At 62.5% G+C, this 14,288-nt stretch carries 14 protein-coding genes and 2 tRNA genes; 8 read left to right on the top strand and 8 right to left on the bottom strand.

What is annotated here, in order from left to right:
• Nucleotides 1-6: 6 nt before the first annotated feature.
• Entirely contained in the window at nt 7-1,128 is a 1,122-nt protein-coding gene (locus tag OKB87_RS12520; RefSeq protein ID WP_270827625.1) for a beta-ketoacyl-ACP synthase III, read from the top strand.
• A gap of 62 nt (nt 1,129-1,190) precedes the next feature.
• Here OKB87_RS12520 and tsaA read toward each other — a convergent pair whose 3' ends face one another.
• Nucleotides 1,191-1,898, bottom strand: coding sequence for a tRNA (N6-threonylcarbamoyladenosine(37)-N6)-methyltransferase TrmO (tsaA, locus tag OKB87_RS12515; protein WP_270827624.1), 708 nt, complete (start codon nt 1,896-1,898; stop codon nt 1,191-1,193).
• 247 nt (nt 1,899-2,145) lie between these two features.
• Between tsaA and OKB87_RS12510 the strand changes: the two genes are divergently transcribed.
• Entirely contained in the window at nt 2,146-3,126 is a 981-nt protein-coding gene (locus tag OKB87_RS12510; protein WP_270827623.1) for an NAD-dependent epimerase/dehydratase family protein, read from the top strand.
• Nucleotides 3,127-3,198: 72 nt separating this feature from the next.
• Here the strand turns inward: OKB87_RS12510 and OKB87_RS12505 are convergent, their stop codons facing one another.
• The 4 genes from OKB87_RS12505 to cydD all read right to left on the bottom strand — a co-directional run bounded on the left by OKB87_RS12505 (nt 3,199) and on the right by cydD (nt 7,746).
• Nucleotides 3,199-3,591 (bottom strand): DUF488 domain-containing protein, encoded by a 393-nt coding sequence (locus tag OKB87_RS12505; protein WP_270800428.1) that lies wholly within the window; start codon nt 3,589-3,591, stop codon nt 3,199-3,201.
• 22 nt (nt 3,592-3,613) lie between these two features.
• A complete protein-coding gene (gene rcsF / locus OKB87_RS12500; RefSeq protein WP_010633326.1) occupies nt 3,614-3,985 on the bottom strand; it encodes an Rcs stress response system protein RcsF in 372 nt (123 codons plus the stop codon).
• A 253-nt stretch (nt 3,986-4,238) separates the two neighbouring features.
• Entirely contained in the window at nt 4,239-5,984 is a 1,746-nt protein-coding gene (cydC, locus tag OKB87_RS12495) for a heme ABC transporter ATP-binding protein/permease CydC (RefSeq protein WP_270827622.1), read from the bottom strand.
• Nucleotides 5,977-7,746: a heme ABC transporter permease/ATP-binding protein CydD gene (gene cydD / locus OKB87_RS12490; protein ID WP_270827621.1), complete on the bottom strand. Its 1,770-nt coding sequence runs from the start codon at nt 7,744-7,746 to the stop codon at nt 5,977-5,979. Before cydD ends, cydC begins: the two co-directional genes overlap by 8 nt.
• Before the next feature lie 201 nt (nt 7,747-7,947).
• On the opposite strand from cydD, the gene OKB87_RS12485 reads away from it, so the two are divergent.
• Nucleotides 7,948-8,021, top strand: a tRNA-Gly gene (locus tag OKB87_RS12485).
• Nucleotides 8,022-8,115: 94 nt separating this feature from the next.
• A tRNA-Gly gene (locus OKB87_RS12480) sits at nt 8,116-8,190 on the top strand.
• Between the two features lie 145 nt (nt 8,191-8,335).
• Here the strand turns inward: OKB87_RS12480 and arcA are convergent.
• Nucleotides 8,336-9,055: a two-component system response regulator ArcA gene (gene arcA, locus OKB87_RS12475; RefSeq protein ID WP_011706824.1), complete on the bottom strand. Its 720-nt coding sequence runs from the start codon at nt 9,053-9,055 to the stop codon at nt 8,336-8,338.
• A gap of 376 nt (nt 9,056-9,431) precedes the next feature.
• On the opposite strand from arcA, the gene OKB87_RS12470 reads away from it, so the two are divergent.
• Together OKB87_RS12470 and OKB87_RS12465 are read left to right on the top strand one after the other, a co-directional pair.
• The gene (locus tag OKB87_RS12470) at nt 9,432-9,848 is read left to right on the top strand and encodes a DUF3293 domain-containing protein (RefSeq protein ID WP_270827620.1); all 417 of its coding nucleotides are present in this window, start codon (nt 9,432-9,434) and stop codon (nt 9,846-9,848) included.
• A gap of 42 nt (nt 9,849-9,890) precedes the next feature.
• Nucleotides 9,891-10,370, top strand: a complete 480-nt coding sequence (locus tag OKB87_RS12465) for a putative 4-hydroxy-4-methyl-2-oxoglutarate aldolase (protein WP_270827663.1) — start codon at nt 9,891-9,893, stop codon at nt 10,368-10,370.
• Nucleotides 10,371-10,375: 5 nt separating this feature from the next.
• Here the strand turns inward: OKB87_RS12465 and OKB87_RS12460 are convergent, their stop codons facing one another.
• On the bottom strand, nt 10,376-10,852 hold the full coding sequence (locus OKB87_RS12460; RefSeq protein ID WP_124253017.1) for a hypothetical protein: 477 nt from the start codon (nt 10,850-10,852) through the stop codon (nt 10,376-10,378).
• A gap of 172 nt (nt 10,853-11,024) precedes the next feature.
• Between OKB87_RS12460 and OKB87_RS12455 the strand changes: the two genes are divergently transcribed.
• Nucleotides 11,025-11,423, top strand: coding sequence for an META domain-containing protein (locus OKB87_RS12455; RefSeq protein ID WP_024943684.1), 399 nt, complete (start codon nt 11,025-11,027; stop codon nt 11,421-11,423).
• Between the two features lie 115 nt (nt 11,424-11,538).
• Here OKB87_RS12455 and aceK read toward each other — a convergent pair whose 3' ends face one another.
• Nucleotides 11,539-13,266 (bottom strand): bifunctional isocitrate dehydrogenase kinase/phosphatase, encoded by a 1,728-nt coding sequence (gene aceK / locus OKB87_RS12450; protein WP_024943685.1) that lies wholly within the window; start codon nt 13,264-13,266, stop codon nt 11,539-11,541.
• A gap of 195 nt (nt 13,267-13,461) precedes the next feature.
• Here aceK and OKB87_RS12445 point away from each other — a divergent pair, with 195 nt between their 5' ends.
• A complete protein-coding gene (locus OKB87_RS12445) occupies nt 13,462-14,154 on the top strand; it encodes a tRNA/rRNA methyltransferase (protein ID WP_270827619.1) in 693 nt (230 codons plus the stop codon).
• Nucleotides 14,155-14,288: the final 134 nt, after the last annotated feature.

Below are 14,288 nucleotides of genomic sequence, written 5' to 3'. Positions count from 1 at the left end.
GCAAAGATGACCTCTATCGTGATCAGTGGCTCAGGCCTCTATACCCCTCCCTTTGCCGTCAGCAATGAAGAACTGGTGGCCGCCTTCAACCAGTACGTGGATCTCTACAACGAGGAGAACGCCTCCGCCATCGACGCCGGCCAGCTGCCCGCCAAGCAGCATTCGAGCAGCGAGTTCATCGAGAAGGCCTCCGGCATCAAGAGCCGCTATCTGGTGAGCAAGGAGGGGGTGCTGGACCCAGACATCATGCAGCCGCTGCTGCCCGAGCGACCCGATGACAAGCCCTCCATCATGGTGGAGATGGCGGTGGCCGCCGCCGAGCAGGCGCTGATCGCCGCCGGTCGCGAGCCCGGCGAGATCGATCTGGTGATCGTCGCCGCCTCCAACATGCCGCGCCCCTATCCGGCCCTGGCCATCGAGCTGCAGCACTATCTGGGGGCGAGCGGTATGGCGTTTGACATGAACGTGGCCTGCTCCTCCGCCACCTTCGGCATCAAGACCGCCGCAGACATGCTGGCGGCTGGCAGCGCCAAACTGGCGCTGGTGGTCAACCCGGAGATCTGCTCGGGGCACCTCAACTTCCGCGATAGGGATAGTCACTTCATCTTCGGCGACGCCTGTACCGCCGTGCTGCTGGAGCGGGAGGCCGATTGCAAGGTGGCCAACCCCTGGCAACTGGTGGCCAGCAAGCTGGTGACTCAGTACTCCAACAACATCCGCAACAACTTCGGCTTCCTCAATCGGCTCAGCCCGCGCACCCGCTACGGCGATGACAAGCTGTTTCGCCAGCAGGGGCGCAAGGTGTTCAAGGAGGTGCTGCCGCTGGTGTGTGACCAGATTGCCGGCCAGCTCGATGAGCAGGGCTGGGCTGCAGATTCCCTCAGCCGGCTCTGGCTCCATCAGGCCAACCTCACCATGAACCAGTTTATCGCCCGCAAGCTGCTGGGCCACGACGCGAGCCAAGAAGAGGCGCCGGTCATTCTCGACAGCTACGGCAACACCAGCTCGGCAGGCTCCATCATTGCGTTCCACCTTCACAGCGGCGACCTTCCCACCGGGGCCCGCGGCGTGCTCTGCTCGTTCGGCGCCGGTTACTCCATCGGCAGCCTGCTGCTCACCCGTTTGTAAGGGGGCCGAGCAGCGGCAAGCAACAAAAAACCACCCGAACGGGTGGTTTTTTTATGGCTGGCTCACTGGGCCGGCTCGATGGCGAGCACTAGGCAACTGGGCTCGCTGATGCGAAAGCGTACGTTGCAGTCAAACAGCCTGACGCCGTACTCCTTGTCGTCCGGCTTGCCCTTCTTGTAGGCGGGGCGCGGATCCTGGGCCAGCACTTCGCTCACCAGCAGGCGCAGCTCGGGGTGGGCCTTGAGCCAGGGTTGCAGCAGCTGCTCCGCCTCGGGGCTGAAATTCACCGCCAGCGGCGGGGTGGGGGCATCGGGGGCGAACCCGCCGCGAGCATCCGGCAGGCTGTCGGCATACGGGATATAGGGCTTGATGTCGACGATGGGGGTGCCATCGAGCAGGTCCACCGCCCCCAGCTCGAGCCAGAGTTTGCCGCGCTCACGACCGACCCCGTGCAGCTCGACCACCGAGAGGCCGAGCGGGTTGGGGCGAAAGGTGGAACGGGTGGCAAACACCCCGACCCGCTCGTTGCCGCCCAGGCGCGGCGGGCGCACCGTTGGGTGCCAGCCCTGCGCCATGGTCTGGTGAAACACGAAGCTGAGCCAGAGGTGGGAGAATTGCTCGATGCCGCGCAGCACGTCCGGCTGATCGTAGGGGGGCTGCAGCTCGAGGCGGGCGCGGGCCGATTTGACCAGACCGGGCTGGCGCGGGATGGCGAACTTCTCCTTGTAGGGAGAGCGGATGATACCCAGGGTGTCGATTTCGAACTTCATGGCGGATCCTGACTGAAAACCCCGGCAATGTAGCACAGCGGCCCTCAAAACGCAGGCTTGCCCGCCGGCCGGTGGCTGCATGCTTGCCGTGATCCCGCTCCCATCCCGGCCGCTTCGGGGCTGTATCGCGCCGCCAAGTTGCGTAGGGTGGGCGCAGGATGAGTGAAAGGCGCGTCCGCCAGCAGGGCGGCTCGCTACAACCGGCGTGACCGCAGGAGAGGGGCCGCGCCGCACAGGAGAGACAGGGATGAAACTGCTGATCATCGGCGGCACCGGATTTCTGGGGCGCCATCTCACTGCGCTGGCGCTGGATTGGGGCCACGAGGTGACCTTGTTCAATCGCGGCCGACGCCAGCACCCGGACTGGCGCGAGCTCAGCCAACTGCAGGGGGACCGGGATCAGGACCTGACCCCGCTGCATCGCTATCAGGGAAGCTGGGATCTGGCCATCGACACCTGCTGCTATCGCCCCGAACAGGCGGCGAGCCTCTCGGCCGCCCTGCTCGGGCGCTGCGAGCGGTTGATCTTCATCTCCACCATCAGCGTCTATCGCGACTTTGCCCACCCGGGGCAGGACGAGTCGGCGCCGCTGCACGCGATTGCCGAGGGGGAGATGCCGGAGGATTACGGTCCCCTCAAGGTGCTGTGCGAGGCCACGTATCGGGCCCGTTGGGGCGAGCGACTCTGCGTTTTGCGCCCAGGTGTCTTGTACGGCCCCCATGATCCCACCGGTCGGCTGGCCTGGTGGGTGAAACGGGTGCAGCAGGGCGGCCCCTGGCTGCTGCCGGGGCAGGGGGAAGATCGGCTGCAATATCTGGACGTGCGCGACTGCGCCGAGTTTGTGCTGCGGGCCGCCGAGCAGCAATTGAGCGGCATCTTCAATCTGGTCAAGCCCGGTATCGCACTGAACGACTGGGTGGATCGCCTGGCCGCCAGGCTGGCTCCCGCCACTGCGATCGTGCCCGAATGGGCACCCTGGCCCGCACTGCTGGCCGCCGGGGTGGAGCCCTGGCAGAGCTATCCGACCCTGTTGCCCAATGAGCAGCCCGAGTATGCCGGTTATGGCCGCATCAGCGCCGAGGCGGCCATCGTGCAGGGCCTCAACTTTCGGCCGCTGGAGGAGACGGTGGCGGATGTGGCTGAGTGGCTGGCCGGCGCACCGGACGCCGCGGTGGCCGCCGGCATCACGGCCGAGCAGGAGACGCGGCTGCGTCAGCTTGTCTGGTAGTGTGGCCGGCAAGTGCGGCAGCAAAGCAAAAGGGCATCGAGAGATGCCCTTTTCTTTTCGGCGTGAGCGCAGCTACTCGGTGCGCATGGCGGCGCCGGCGGCGGTCAGTTGCTCGCGCAAGATGGCGCGATGACAGCGGGACTCCTGCTCGCAGTAACAGCCCACCGACAGGTTGGTGGTGTGGGAGAGGGCGGCCAGCAGCGCCAGATCGTGCCTGGCGGCCGGAGTGGCCAGCTCGGCCTTGTACTGTTTGCAGAAGGCGCTCCACTGGGCGGGCGTCTCGGCAGCCTGGCCCAGCTTCATGGTGTCGTTGCTGGGGGCGAGATTGGGGAACCAGACGTCGTACCAATCCTGGCTGGCAAACTCGGCTTTGGGCACGCCGCGGGGCGGGCGGCGCACGGTGCCGATCCGCAGTCCCTCGTCGGGCAGGCGGGGCGTGCCGAGGCGAACGATGGCCAGTGCCATGCAGGCTCCTTACCGTTGACGCTTATTTCTCGGTGGCGACTTTCAGCGCCTGGCCGTAGCAGATCACCTGCTTCAGGCAGCCCGGGGTGTCGCTGAATTCGGCGCACTTGTCGAAGGTGACGCCGTTGCCACCCATGTCGGCCACGCGGCGGCGAGCCAGGGTACGGGCCTCGCCGGCGTTGGGGATCGGCTGCTTGGCATCGCTCTGGCAGGACTCCCCTTCGACGGTGCCGAGATAGAGGTAGTTGAGATCGGCCAGCTGGCCCTGTTCATAGATCTGAACGCTGCCCGGCTTGAAGTACTCGTCGAAGTTCTCTTTGTCCAGATTGCTGTTGAAGGCAAAGTCGGCGCAGCCGGAGGCAATCAGGGGCATCATCAGGATCAGGCGTTTCATCGTCTCGTATCTTGTGTCGGTGATGAGGACAGTAGCAAGGCGCAGGCGCTCCATGTCGGCATCTTGTGGAATAACGAAGGAACCATTATAGGGGCCAGTCGACGGTGTCGACCAGCCCCATTTTTAGCCGTATGGGCGGGGTGTGACCAGGATCCGGCCGTGTGTTGCCCGTGCAGCTTCACGCTGCCGGCAAAGATGACTGGCCTGCTGTCATGAGAGAGAGGCGCAGCGGGCGCCCCTCTCTCGTTGCTCATCAGGCCGGCGCCAGCCGCTGATGCAGGCTGCGGTAGTAGTCGTCCGCCAGCAGCGTCTGATGGGGGGCGCAGAGGCGGATCTGACCCTCTTCCATCAGGGCGATCCGGTCCATCTGCTCCAGCCCCAGCAAACGGTGGGAGATGAGCAGCAGGGTGCGATCAGCCCCCAGCTTGAACAGCAGATCCATGATCTCCCGCTCGGTCTGGCTGTCGAGCCCCTCGGTCGGCTCATCCAGCAGCCAGAGCGGCGCGTCGTGCAGCAGGGCGCGGGCGATGCCGATGCGGCGGCGCTCGCCACCGGAGAGCGGCCGGCCGCCATCCCCCAGCCAGGCATCGAGCCCGCTGTCGCTGTGGCCGTTGTCATCTTCCAGCAGGTTGGCAAGGCCAACCTGGGTCAGCACCTGCACCAGCTGCTCGTCACTGGCATGGGGGGCGGCCAGCTTGAGGTTGCCGCGCAGGGTATCGGCAAACAGGTGCACCCGCTGGCTCACCACCGAGAGGGAGGCGCGCAGCGCTCCTTCGCTGTAGTCGGTGAGCGGCTTGCCATCGAGCTGGATCTTGCCGGCCTGCGGGTTCCATTCGCGGGTCAGCAGTCCCATCAGGGTCGATTTGCCGCAGCCGGTCTGGCCCAGCAGCGCCAGCTTTTCACCGGCCTGCAACTGCAGGGTACAGCCGCGCAGCACCGGCTGCGGGTTGCCTGGGTAGCTGAAATAGAGGTCGCTTATCTGCAGCGCACCCTGCGGCGCGTGGCGCTCTTCATGGCCCCACTCGGGGGCCTTGGCCTCCTGCAGGATCTCGTTGAGGCGGCGGGCAGAGGTGAGGCTGGTGGAGAGGTGCTGGAAAGCGCCGGCCAGCGGCATCAGCGCCTCGAAGCTGGCCAGGGTGGCGAACACCATCAGCGCCGTGATGGGATCCGGCGCGGCGCCTGCTACCCCGTGGCCGGCCAGCCACAGCATCAGGGTGAGGGTCCAGCCGCTCAGCAGTTGCACCGAGCAGTTGGCCAGCCCGCTCACCCGGGCCATGCGGGCCTGGGCCTGGATCAGCGCCTGCTCGGCCTGCTGCAGCTCGTCGCGCGCCCGGGGGGCGGCGGCAAACATCTGCAGCTCGGCCTGACCGTCCAGATAGTCCACCAGACGGGTACGCAGGTTGGACTTCTCGGCGATCAGCTGGCGACCGGGCTGGCGGCCGAGGAAGTAGAACACCAGCGGCAGGGCCAGCATGCCGAACAGCAGGATGGCGCCCAGTATCAGCGCCAGGTCGGCATCTAACAGCGAGAGGAAGAACACCAGGCCGGCGGTGCTGAGCAGGGCCGCGCCGATGGGGGTGACCAGCCGCAGGTAGACGTGGTCCATGGCGTCGATGTCGGCCACCAGCCGGTTGAGCAGGTCCGCCTGGCGAAAGCCTGCCAGGGCACCGGTGGAGAGCGGCGAGAGCTTTTGCCAGAACCAGACCCGCAACCGGGTCAGCACCCGGAAGGTGGCGTCGTGGCTCACCACCCGCTCACCCCAGCGGCCGGCGGTGCGGATGATGGAGAAGAAGCGTACCCCGCCAGCCGGCGTCATGTAGTTGAAGGTGTCGCGACTGGCGACCGCCATCCCCGCCACGGCGGCGGCGGAAAGGAACCAGCCGGAGAGCGACAGCAGTCCCATCCCGGCGACCAGGGTCACCAGGGCCAGCAGCAGGCCGAGGGAGAGGCTCAGCCAGTGCTGGCGATAGAGGCGCAGAAACGGCAAGAGATCAGTCATCGAGAGAACCCTCGTTACGTTGGGAGAGCAGGCGGGCGAACGGCCCCTGTGCGGTACTCAGTTGCTGGAAGCTGCCCTGCTCCACCAGCTTGCCGCGCTCCAGCACCAGGATCTGATCCATCTTGGTGAGCTGGTCGATGCGGTGAGTGATCATCAGCAGGGTCTGGCCTGCTGCGGCCTGTTCCAGCGTGGTCATGATGGCACGCTCGGAGTGGCGATCCAGGCTGGCGGTCGGTTCGTCCAGCACCATCAGCTGGGTGGACTTGAGCAGGGTACGGGCCAGGGCGAGGCGCTGGGCCTGGCCGACCGAGAGGCCACCGGCCTGATCCCCCACCGCATAATCGAGCCCCTTTTCCATGGCAAACTCCCACGCCTGAGCCCGTTTCAGGGCCTCCTCCAGTTCGCTGTCACTGGCGGATGGGTTGGCCAGCAGCAGGTTGTCGCGCAGCGAGGCATGGAACAGCTGCGGGTTCTGGGAGAGCCAGCCCAGCTGGCGGCGCCACTGGCTCATGTCGAGGCTGGCCAGCTCCTGGCCGTTGACCTTGAGCTCGCCGCGATAGGGGGCAAAGCCGAGCAGGGCATTGACCAGCGAGCTCTTGCCGGCGCCGCTGATGCCGATGAGGGCGGTGCGCGAGCCGGACGCCAGGGTGAAGTCGATGGGACCGACCAGCACCTTGCCCTCGGCGCTCAGCACTTCAAGGCCTTTGGCCTCTACCTTGATGGGGGCGTCGGCATGGAAGGGCGCATTGCCTGAGGCGGGTTCCGTCACCTCGGCTTCGAGGAACTCCAGCAGCTGTTCGGCGGCGCCGATGGCCTGTGCCTTGGCGTGGTAGTGGGCGCCGAGTTCGCGCAGCGGGGCATAGAACTCGGGGGCCAGAAACAGCACGAACAGGCCGGTAAACAAAGTGACTTTGCTGCCATAGTGGCCGAAGTTCAGGTGATCGATATAGGAGAAACCGAAGTAGACGGCCACCAGCGCCACCGAGAGGGCGGCGAAGAACTCCAGCACGGCGGTACTGAGGAAGGCAAGGCGCAGCACCTCCATGGTGCGTTCGCGAAAATCTTCCGACGCATCGCGAATGGCATCCCCTTCCGCCTGGGTGCGCATGAAGAGCTGCAGGGTGCGCAGCCCCTTCAGGCGATCGAGGAAGTGGCCGGAGAGACGGGCCAGCGCCTGGAAGTTGCGGCGGTTGGCATCGGCGGCGCCGACCCCCACCAGGATCATGAAGAGGGGAATGAGGGGCGCCGTGCCCAGCAGGATCAGTCCTGCGGCCCAGTTGACCGGGAACACGGCCACCAGGATCACCACCGGAATGAACACGGCAATCGCCATCTGCGGCAGATAGCGGGAGAAGAAATCCTGCATGTTTTCAATCTGCTCCAGCAGCAGGCTGGCCCAGCTGCCGGCCGGTCGACGCTGGATGTAGGCCGGCCCCAAGCGGCCGAGGCGGGTGAGCACCAGCTCGCGGATGGCCTGGCGCACCGCGCTGCCGGCCTTGAAGCTGGCTACTTCACGGCCATAGGCCAGCACCGCCTTGCCGAGGGTAACCAGCAGCAGGGCGATGAAGAGGGGAATGGATTGCGCCGGCGTGCTGCCTTCGATGATGAAACCGTGCAGCAGGGTGGCCAGCAGCCAGGCCTGCACCACCATCAGGATGCCCTGACCCAGGCCAAAGCCGATGGAGAGGCCGATCCAGCGCCGGCCGTGGCTCGATTGATTGCGCAACCAGCCATAGAGTCGTTTTTGCGTTTTTTTATCCATTACCACCATCCTCGCGTCGAGTGGCGCAAGACTATCCTCGCCCCCCAGGCTTGGCAACCTTGTAAATTCCGGCTTGTGAAAACGGTTGATTGAAAAAGCGGCTTGCTGCTCATTAGTTGGTCGAACAGATTGATTTACGGTAAAAAACCGTATCGAGGTGATTGCGCTCGGCGGCAAAATGCATATAGTAGAGGCCCTGACGCGGGTGTAGTTCAATGGTAGAACGGTAGCTTCCCAAGCTGCATACGTGGGTTCGATTCCCATCACCCGCTCCAAATTCCAGATGACGGTCAAGGCCGTTGTCACCTCAGCCGAAACGGCTGTCTGTCGTGGGGTTTCCCCATCACACCAAGCAAGTTTTGATGCCAGGCGGGCATCGTATAATGGCTATTACCTCAGCCTTCCAAGCTGATGATGCGGGTTCGATTCCCGCTGCCCGCTCCAGCCTTCATGCAAAAAGCCCACTCCTGCGAGTGGGCTTTTTGTTGTCTGTTTTTTGATGCCGGCAATAGTGCCAGCTTGACCAAGCTGGATGGCGCAGAAATGGAAAAGGCGCCATCGGCGCCTTTTCAACTCGGGGGAGGGAGGATTACTCCTGCTCCAGCTCGCCGCAGAAGCGATAGCCTTCGCCGTGGATGGTGGCGATGATCTCCGGAGTGTCGTTGACGCTCTCGAAGTGCTTGCGGATGCGGCGGATGGTGACATCCACGGTGCGGTCGTGGGGCTTGAGCTCACGGCCGGTCATCTTCTTGAGCAGCTCGGCGCGGGTCTGGATCTGGCCCGGGTTTTCGCAGAAGTGCAGCATGGCGCGGAACTCGGAGCGCGGCAGCTTGAACATGTCGCCAGCCGGGCTGACCAGGGCGCGGCTGTTGATGTCCAGAGCCCAGCCGTTGAACAGGTAACGCTCCACCAGCTTCTTCTCTTCGCCACCGGCGGCCACGTTCATGGTGCGGCTCAGCAGGTTGCGGGCACGGATGGTCAGCTCACGGGGGTTGAACGGCTTGGTGATGTAATCGTCGGCACCGATCTCCAGACCCAGGATCTTGTCCACTTCGTTGTCACGACCGGTCAGGAACATCAGGGCGATGTTGTCGTCCTCACGCAGCTCGCGTGCCAGCAGCAGGCCATTCTTGCCCGGCAGGTTGATGTCCATGATCACCAGATTGATGGTGTGGGAAGTCAGAGCCTGATGCATCTCGTCGCCATTGTTGGCTTCGAGCACGATATAGCCCTCTGCCTCGAAGATGCTTTTCAGGGTATTGCGAGTGACCAGTTCGTCTTCGACGATCAGAATGTGTGGTGTTTGCATGAGTATTCCCAGATTCTTATCAGTTAGTTATCTAAATTTTAACACTCTTTGGCGTTACCCGACCGGTCCTGAAAATTTATTACGTCATCCTGGGTATGAATGTCAGGTCGGATTATCGCGAATTTGGCATCAGCGTTGGCAAACATCCCTGTGCCACACATAGGCTCTCAACAAGTCTGATCGAGAGAAGCCTGGAAAGGTAGTCCATTACAAAAGTGGCTGCATTTTATCAGTTAACAGGCGCATAACAACACTCTTTGCCGTCAGATAGCAACTTTTTAACTCTGGTTTGATATAGGTCAAACCCTGAGTTCACAGCATGATACTTGGGGTTGCCCCCATTTTCGCCCCTATAAAATGTAATGGAATGTAACATGTGGTTGACATGAATTTGTGGGAAAACTACAGAAAAATCTGCTTTATTGCACCCTTTTCGGCGCCGAAATGGCCTGCCTACGCCATTGTGACGGCCTGGAATCCTGCCAGTCGCCAGCTGGGAATGCGTCGCAATACCCGCCGTCAGCGGGCCCTGTGGCGGGCCATTGCGGCGGTGCCTCGCTGGCAGGCGATGGGCCCCTGCCGGGGCAGTTCGCTGGATGAAAGCTGGCAGGAGTCGTCGCTGCTGCTGGCCTCCACGCGCAGCGAGGCCATCCGGCTGGCGGCCCGCTTTGGCCAGAATGCCATCTACTGGGTGGAACAGGAGGAACTGTGGCTGCTGCCGGTGTTGCTGGCGGGGGAGCCACACCATCTGGGCAGAATTGAATCCCACTGGATTGTCAGGGACTCTGCTTGATGAAAGAATGAGCGAATTCATGTCCATGGAAGGAGACTTATGATGCTGGATCTACTGCCCGATCTCTGTGACGAGTACGGCGATGCCCTGCAGGTGGCGGAACCGCTGTTTCAAGATTTTGGTGGCAAGGCGCTGTTTCACGGCCAGGCAGTCACCCTCTCCTGTTACGAGGACAACAGCCTGGTGCGGGAGCTGGTCAACCGACCCGGGCAGGGGCGGGTGATGGTGATCGATGGCGGTGGTTCCCTGCGCCGGGCCCTGCTCGGCGATCAGCTGGCGATCAAGGCGGCGGAGCAGGGCTGGGAAGGCATCGTGATCTATGGCGCCGTGCGCGACGTGGGCACGCTGGCGACACTGGCGCTGGGAGTCAAGGCATTGGCGCCCTGTCCGGTCAAAACCGAGAAGCGAGGGCTGGGTGAGCTGGATGCTGTGGTGTCGTTTGCCGGAGTGACCATACATCCGGGTGACTACGTCTACGCCGATCTCAACGGCGTGCTGGTGAGCGCCACCCGGCTGATCTGATCCCGCTAGAAGTTGAAGCCGACCCCGACGCTGAGAGATTGTTCGGTGCTAAAGGCGCTGACACCGTAGTTGGCGGTGATGGCCAGTTGCGGGGTCAGCAGCAGGCTGGTGTTGAGCTCCAGCAGGGTGCTGGGTTTGTTCACTTCCAGCTGTTTGAGCTGGCTGCCGATGTTGAGCATGGGGGAGAGCTGATAGCGCACCCCCGAGCTCAGGTTGTAGCCGGATTGCTCGCTGCTGGGGCCGATGGCCGGGCCTGCTTCCATGTAGAGGCTGACGCCCTCGTGCAGCGGATACTGATAGCCGGTATTGATGAGCCAGAGATCGAAACTGTCGTTGTGATGGGTCTGATTGCCGAGCAGTACGCCGGAGTAACTCTTGACGTAGAGCTGGCTGTTGGCGTCGTTCTTGAGGAAATCCCAGTCGGCGGCCTGGGCGGTAAGGCTGAGGCATGAGACGAGTGCGATGACGGATGATTTGACCATTCTTTTCCCCTCCCTGGGTCCGGAACAGGAATACAAGCATGGCACATGCCAGCTGGTAGTAAAGGGAACCCCGATCACAATAAAACAGTTTTGATTTGCTCCGCTCTCATGATACACAGGCCCCCATCACCATGTTTCTTCCCCTATTTTGCTGATATCAAGAGGTGAACCCATGAACAAAAAACTGACTCTGCTGGCTGTACTGGCCCTGGGAGGCTGCGCCATGGCAACTGGTTCCAAGCTGACTCAACTGCAAGCTTCCACCTGGCAACTGCAAGGGGCGAGCGGCGACACCTTTACCCTGCAAGTCGCCGGTGACAAGGTGGCCGGCAAGGGCGGCTGCAACCGCTATTTCGGCGCCATCACCCAGCAGGGTGACGGTGTGCTGGCGCTGGGCCCCATGGGTTCGACCCGCATGATGTGCATGGGTGATCTGGCCGGCAAGGAGATGCTCTATCTGCAGAAGCTGGAGAAAGTGGCGAGCTTCCAGATCAGCGGTCAGCAGCTGGTATTGAGCGACGCCAACAAGGCGGCGCTGCTTACCTTCGACGCCATGCCTGCCGCCAAGTAACTGACGTTTTTGTCAGGGGCTGTCGTAGCGCGAGCTGACGGCCCAACGCAAAAGGGACGCCTCGGCGTCCCTTTTGCTATTTGCACTCCCTTTTGCAACTGGGCTCCCCGATAAGCTAGCCCCCCCGCTGAAATTTGAAGCGCTTCTTGCGCCGATAGGGATAGACATCCTCGAACACCCCCTCCTTGATGTTGCTCTGCAGCATCTTCCAGTAGTTGGCATCGAACAGCTCCTTGTGCAGCTGCATCATGATGTCGCGCACCTGGGGTTTTTGCAGCAAGAAGGTGGCGAACTCTTCGGGGAAGATGTCGTTGGGGGCCACCGAGTACCAGGGTTCTGCGCTCCACTCATCCTCGGGGTAGCGCGGTGGCGGGATCTGGCGGAAGTTGCACTCCGTCATGTAGCAGATCTCGTCGTAGTCGTAGAACACCACCCGGCCGTGACGGGTGACCCCGAAGTTTTTGAACAGCATGTCGCCCGGGAAGATGTTGGCCGCCGCCAGCTGCTTGATGGCGTTGCCGTACTCCTCCAGCGCGAGCCGGGTCTGCTGCTCGTCCGCCTTGTCGAGATAGAGGTTGAGCGGGATCATCTTGCGCTCGGTGTAGAGGTGCTTGATCACCAGCTTGTCGTCGGTGAGGGTCAGCGCCGAGGGGGCCACCGTCTTGAGCTCGGCCAACAGCTCCGGCGAGATGCGATCGAGGGGAAACTCGAAGTTGGTGAACTCCTGGGTATCGGCCATGCGGCCCACCCGGTCGTGCTGCTTTACCAGCCGGTATTTCGCCTTGACCTGCTCGTGGCTCACGTCCTTGGGCGGCGTGAACTCGTCTTTGATCACCTTGAACACCACGTCATAGGAGGGGAGGGTAAACACGCTCATCACCATCCCCTTGATGCCCGGCGCGATGACGAACTGCTCCCGGCTCTGGGCCAGGTGCTGCTGATAGTGGCGATAGAGCTCGGTCTTGCCGTGCTTCTGGCAACCGATGGCGTTGTAGATCTCGTAGTCCGGCTTGTGGGGCATGATCTGGCGCAGAAACAGCACGAATAGCGCCGGCACGGGGGCATAGACCATGAAGTAGGCGCGGGCGAAGCCGAATACGATGGAGGCCAGCTCAGGCTCGAAGATGACGGTGTCCACATAGATGCTCTGACCGGTACTGAGCAGCGGCAGGATGAAGGGGAAGACCTGCCCCTTGACCCGGATCAGCCCCACCAGGTAGGCCCCCTTGTTGCGGTAGAACACCTCCTTGAGCAGCTCGATGGCGAACGGCTCATCGTGCAGAATGGCCGGCCCGTTCTCGGCAAGATGGCGCTGGATGTCGACAATATCCCGCTGTTTGTCCTCATAGGGCAGGGTGAAGCTGTAATCCCCCAGCAGTTGGCTCAGGGTCTGCGGCAGGTGGGCGAGGTCGGTGCGATAGATGCGCAGCAGGGCGCTCAGGTCGGGGTGCTCCCCCCGGCTGCGAAACGGATGGATATAGAGGTTCTCGTCGCGAATGTTGCGATGGCGGAAGATGCGGCGATAGACGGAGTTGAAGAAGGACTCCGCCACCTCGAAGTTCTCGCACTTGGGCAGCAGATCGCTGAACGCCCCCTTCACTTGCTTGAGCAGGGCCTGGCTCGGCAGGGTTGCCCCCATCATCTGCTTGATCAGCGCCGTGGTGGCGCCGACGTGATGATCGTAGAGGCGAATGCGCTCGCGCCCGGCGAGCTGAACCCCGAGCCAGTCGCTGTTCTCGAAGCGGCTCTTGCTGCCCTGGGTGATTTCGAGAAACCGGCTGTAAAACGACTCGAAGCGTTGCAGAATCGTCTCGGCGACGGCCTGTTCCAATGGCTGCTGCATCTCTCTCTTCCTTGTGATCTGTCGGGCCGATGGCGCCTGGGATTGGCTGCAATTTGTTCACATTCCCGGCCACTATGGCAACATTCAAACGTCTGTTCAAGTGGCAATTTTCGGGTGAAAACGGTAGATTGCGCCCCTGTTTTGCCGATGATCCGCTGTTGTTTGCGCGTTCGGCCCTGCCCAGGAGAAAACCCGATGAGACTCTATTTTGTGCTGGTGGCCCCCGCCCGCCCCGCCAACGTGGGCGCTGCCGCCCGCGCCATGAAAACCATGGGCTTTGATGCCATGCGGCTGGTGGCAAGCCGGGTGCACGAAGAGGAGGAGGCGAGCTGGGTAGCCCACGGTGCGCAGGAGGTTCTGACCCAGGCCGAGGCGTTCGACACCCTGGAAGAGGCGCTGGCCGACATGGACCTGGTGGTGGCCACTACCGCCCGCCAGCGCGGCCGTTATCAGCACTACCTCACGCCGGCCGAGATCCGCGACCAGATCAAGGCCAAGCCGTCGCTGGACAAGGTCGCCATCGTGTTTGGCTGCGAGGAGTCGGGGCTCTCCAACGAGCAGCTGGCCCAGGTCGACCTCATCAGCTATCTGCCGCTCAAGGTGAGCTACCCGTCCCTGAACCTGGGGCAGGCGATCATGCTGTACGCCTACGAGCTGAGCCAGTTGCTTGATGAACCCGAGGTGCTAGCAGAAAATGTTGATAACACCGGACAGGTTCGGGTGCTGAAACGAAAAACAGCAGAAATTCTTGGTGAACTCGGAGTTTCGCAGGATGAAAAACTGCATCAATGGGTGATGGACCGAGTGCCCATGCTGCCGCAGCGGGATTTGAACATGCTCCACCTGCTCTGCAAAGACCTTGCCCGCAAACTTGGCAAAGAGGTTTAGGTTGACAGCCCTGCGCCCGGCGCGGTATTGCTAAAAGCCAGCTTCGTTCAAGAGTGTTCGTCATGCAGTTATTCACCAACGTCATCACCACCATTATTACCGGTACCACCACAGGTGGCACTGGGGCCGGTTGA

This window comes from Aeromonas sp. Y318-1 (genome assembly GCF_027706125.1).
GTDB lineage: Bacteria > Pseudomonadota > Gammaproteobacteria > Enterobacterales > Aeromonadaceae > Aeromonas > Aeromonas hydrophila.
Note: the sequence above shows the minus strand (reverse complement) of the source record. Positions and strands in the feature narration are given on the sequence as shown.

Excerpts from the sequence above, each read along its gene's own strand:
- OKB87_RS12520 (WP_270827625.1), top strand. The coding sequence starts at position 7 with ATGACCTCTATCGTGATCAGTGGCTCAGGCCTCTATACCCCTCCCTTT.
- tsaA (WP_270827624.1), bottom strand. The coding sequence starts at position 1,898 with ATGAAGTTCGAAATCGACACCCTGGGTATCATCCGCTCTCCCTACAAG.
- OKB87_RS12510 (WP_270827623.1), top strand. The coding sequence starts at position 2,146 with ATGAAACTGCTGATCATCGGCGGCACCGGATTTCTGGGGCGCCATCTC.
- OKB87_RS12505 (WP_270800428.1), bottom strand. The coding sequence starts at position 3,591 with ATGGCACTGGCCATCGTTCGCCTCGGCACGCCCCGCCTGCCCGACGAG.
- rcsF (WP_010633326.1), bottom strand. The coding sequence starts at position 3,985 with ATGAAACGCCTGATCCTGATGATGCCCCTGATTGCCTCCGGCTGCGCC.
- cydC (WP_270827622.1), bottom strand. The coding sequence starts at position 5,984 with ATGACTGATCTCTTGCCGTTTCTGCGCCTCTATCGCCAGCACTGGCTG.
- cydD (WP_270827621.1), bottom strand. The coding sequence starts at position 7,746 with ATGGATAAAAAAACGCAAAAACGACTCTATGGCTGGTTGCGCAATCAA.
- arcA (WP_011706824.1), bottom strand. The coding sequence starts at position 9,055 with ATGCAAACACCACACATTCTGATCGTCGAAGACGAACTGGTCACTCGC.
- OKB87_RS12465 (WP_270827663.1), top strand. The coding sequence starts at position 9,891 with ATGCTGGATCTACTGCCCGATCTCTGTGACGAGTACGGCGATGCCCTG.
- OKB87_RS12460 (WP_124253017.1), bottom strand. The coding sequence starts at position 10,852 with ATGGTCAAATCATCCGTCATCGCACTCGTCTCATGCCTCAGCCTTACC.
- OKB87_RS12455 (WP_024943684.1), top strand. The coding sequence starts at position 11,025 with ATGAACAAAAAACTGACTCTGCTGGCTGTACTGGCCCTGGGAGGCTGC.
- aceK (WP_024943685.1), bottom strand. The coding sequence starts at position 13,266 with ATGCAGCAGCCATTGGAACAGGCCGTCGCCGAGACGATTCTGCAACGC.
- OKB87_RS12445 (WP_270827619.1), top strand. The coding sequence starts at position 13,462 with ATGAGACTCTATTTTGTGCTGGTGGCCCCCGCCCGCCCCGCCAACGTG.